The following is a 2,338-nucleotide window of genomic DNA, read 5'->3' as shown; positions in this document are numbered from 1 at the left end:
CAACATGAACTACTCGATCTCCAACACGGCCGAGTGGGGCGAATATGTCACCGGCCCGCGCATCATCACCGACGAGACCAAGGCCGAGATGAAGCGCGTCCTGAAGGACATCCAGACCGGCCGCTTCACCGCCGAGTGGATGCAGGAGTGGCATTCGGGTGCAGCTCGCTTCAAGGCGACCCGCCGCCTGAACGACTCCCACCAGATCGAGGAAGTCGGCGCAAAGCTGCGCGGCATGATGCCGTGGATTTCCAAGAACAAGCTGGTCGACAAGGACCGCAACTAATTCGGCTCACAGACCTGAAAGAAAGGGCGGCGTCTTCGGACGCCGCCCAGATTGCTGACAAACCTCTGGCGTTAGCCGGAGGTTTTTGATTCACTGGGGCATGTTGAAGAAACCTGCTCCAGTTCAGACGGCGATCGAGATGGTGACGCTCGAGAGCCTTGTTCCAGCAGATCACCTGCTGCGCAAGATCGACGCGGTGATCGACTTCTCCTTCATCCATGACCGCGTGGCGGGGCTCTACTGCGCCGACAATGGCCGCCCGCCGCTCGATCCGACGCTGATGTTCAAGGCGCTGTTCGTCGGCTACCTGTTTGGCATCCGCTCGGAGCGCCAGCTTGTGCGCGAGATCGAGGTCAATGTCGCCTACCGCTGGTTCCTGCGGCTGAAGCTCACCGATCCTGTGTTCGACGCCTCAACGCTGAGCCAGAACCGCAGGCGGCGCTTCAACGGCACGACGGTGGCGCAGGACATCTTCGACGCCATCGTCGAACAGGCGATCGCCCATGGCCTGGTGGACGGCGCCGTTCTCTACACCGACTCGACACACCTGAAGGCCAATGCCAACAAGGGCAAGTACGACCTGGCGATGATCGCCAAGTCGCGCGCCGATTATTGGGCAGAGCTCGACCGGGCGATCGAAGCCGAACGCGCCATGCACGGTCAGAAGCCGCTGAAGGAAAAGCCCCGCGAGGCGGTGGTGAAGGAGACCAAGGTCAGCCGCACCGATCCGGACGCCGGCTACATGGTGCGCGAGGGCAAGCCGAAGGGCTTCTTCTATCTCGACCACCGGACAGTCGACGGGCGCCACGCGATCATCACCGATACCCATGTGACGCCGGCCAGCGTGCATGACTCGATCGTCTATCTGGAGCGGCTCGACCGCCAGCGGGCGCGCTTCGGCTTCGATGTGCGGGCGGTGGGGCTTGATGCCGGCTACGCCACGGCAGGCATCGCCCGGGGGCTGGAGGAACGCCAGATCCTTGGCGTCACCGGTTATCGCAATCCGACGCCGCCGCGCGAGGGCATGATGCGCAAGTCGAGGTTCGTCTACCAGAAGGACGCCGATGGCTACCGCTGCCCGGCGGGCCAGTTGCTTGGCTATGCCACCACCGACCGCAACGGCTACCGGCACTACCGCTCCGATCCCGCCCATTGCCGCGACTGCCCGTTGCGGACCTCCTGCACCAGCAATGCGAAGGCGGTGCGCACCATCACGCGGCATGTGTGGGCGGAGGCGCGCGAGCGGACGGACAGTTACCGCAAGACACCGTGGGGCAAGGCGATCTACAAGCGGCGCAAGGAGACGGTGGAGCGCTCGTTTGCGGATGCCAAACAGCTGCACGGGCACCGTTATGCGCGGTTCCGCGGCCTCATGAAGGTAACGTGGCAATGCCTGCTGGCAGCCGCCAGCCAGAACATGAAGAAGATCGCCCTGGCACTCACCCGGAAACCACACATGGCCGGGGCGTGAGCCCGCGGGCTCCTTCTTCATCTTCTCTGCGTCAACGCCCGCAGCGACGCCTTCCCGCTCCAAACGAAAAACCCGCCAAAAAAAATCGGCGGGTTTGTCAGCGGTCTGGGCGGCGTCTTCGGACGCCGCCTTTTTTATGTGGGGCTGCTGGAACGCAGCACTTACTTGTAGACAGAGGTTCCGCAATGACCAGATGGATGTGCAGCGCACGGGTGCTTCACGTTCACCCTCTGGCGGGTGACGGGTGGCTCAACGACGTACGGCTCGACGACAAACAGGTCGTGTTGCGGCGATGGCCGGGGAGTGGGCGTACGGGCAAGAGGGGTTGCTCGCTGCATCGCCTCTTCATAGGTGAGGCGCTGTGCCCTCTGCGGATATTTGTAATGGTACTCCTGACCAGTATAATCCTGAACCTTGATCAGGTTGGGGTTGGTCGTCTGGATTGACCTTGTTGCGATCCCCTTGGCCATACCGGCCTGCGCGGGCAGGGGCTGCAATCCGCCCGCAATTGAAATGCTGCTGATCAAAAGCGCGAGTGAAATCCATCTACGCATGAAATGCTCCATAAGGAAAAAAGCCCC

General features: G+C 62.4%; 2 protein-coding genes and 1 pseudogene. 2 read left to right on the top strand and 1 reads right to left on the bottom strand.

All coding sequences use genetic code 11. The features are described from left to right. A pseudogene (locus tag VNQ78_RS00430) lies at positions 1-286 on the top strand (ketol-acid reductoisomerase); the annotation flags it as partial. Between the two features lie 100 nt (positions 287-386). Then, positions 387-1,757 (top strand): IS1182 family transposase, encoded by a 1,371-nt coding sequence (locus VNQ78_RS00425; protein ID WP_325685437.1) that lies wholly within the window; start codon positions 387-389, stop codon positions 1,755-1,757. A 161-nt stretch (positions 1,758-1,918) separates the two neighbouring features. Here VNQ78_RS00425 and VNQ78_RS00420 read toward each other — a convergent pair. After that, on the bottom strand, positions 1,919-2,338 hold a 420-nt coding region (locus tag VNQ78_RS00420), incomplete at its 5' end, for a hypothetical protein (protein WP_325685435.1).

The organism is Paracoccus sp. (in: a-proteobacteria) (assembly GCF_035556475.1).
Lineage (GTDB): Bacteria > Pseudomonadota > Alphaproteobacteria > Rhodobacterales > Rhodobacteraceae > Paracoccus.
The sequence above is the reverse complement of the archived record's forward strand: the minus strand, read 5'-3'. Positions and strand labels throughout refer to the sequence as shown.

What these genes read in the sequence shown, in the direction of transcription:
- VNQ78_RS00425 (WP_325685437.1), top strand. Translation starts at nt 387, where the DNA reads ATGTTGAAGAAACCTGCTCCAGTTCAGACGGCGATCGAGATGGTGACG.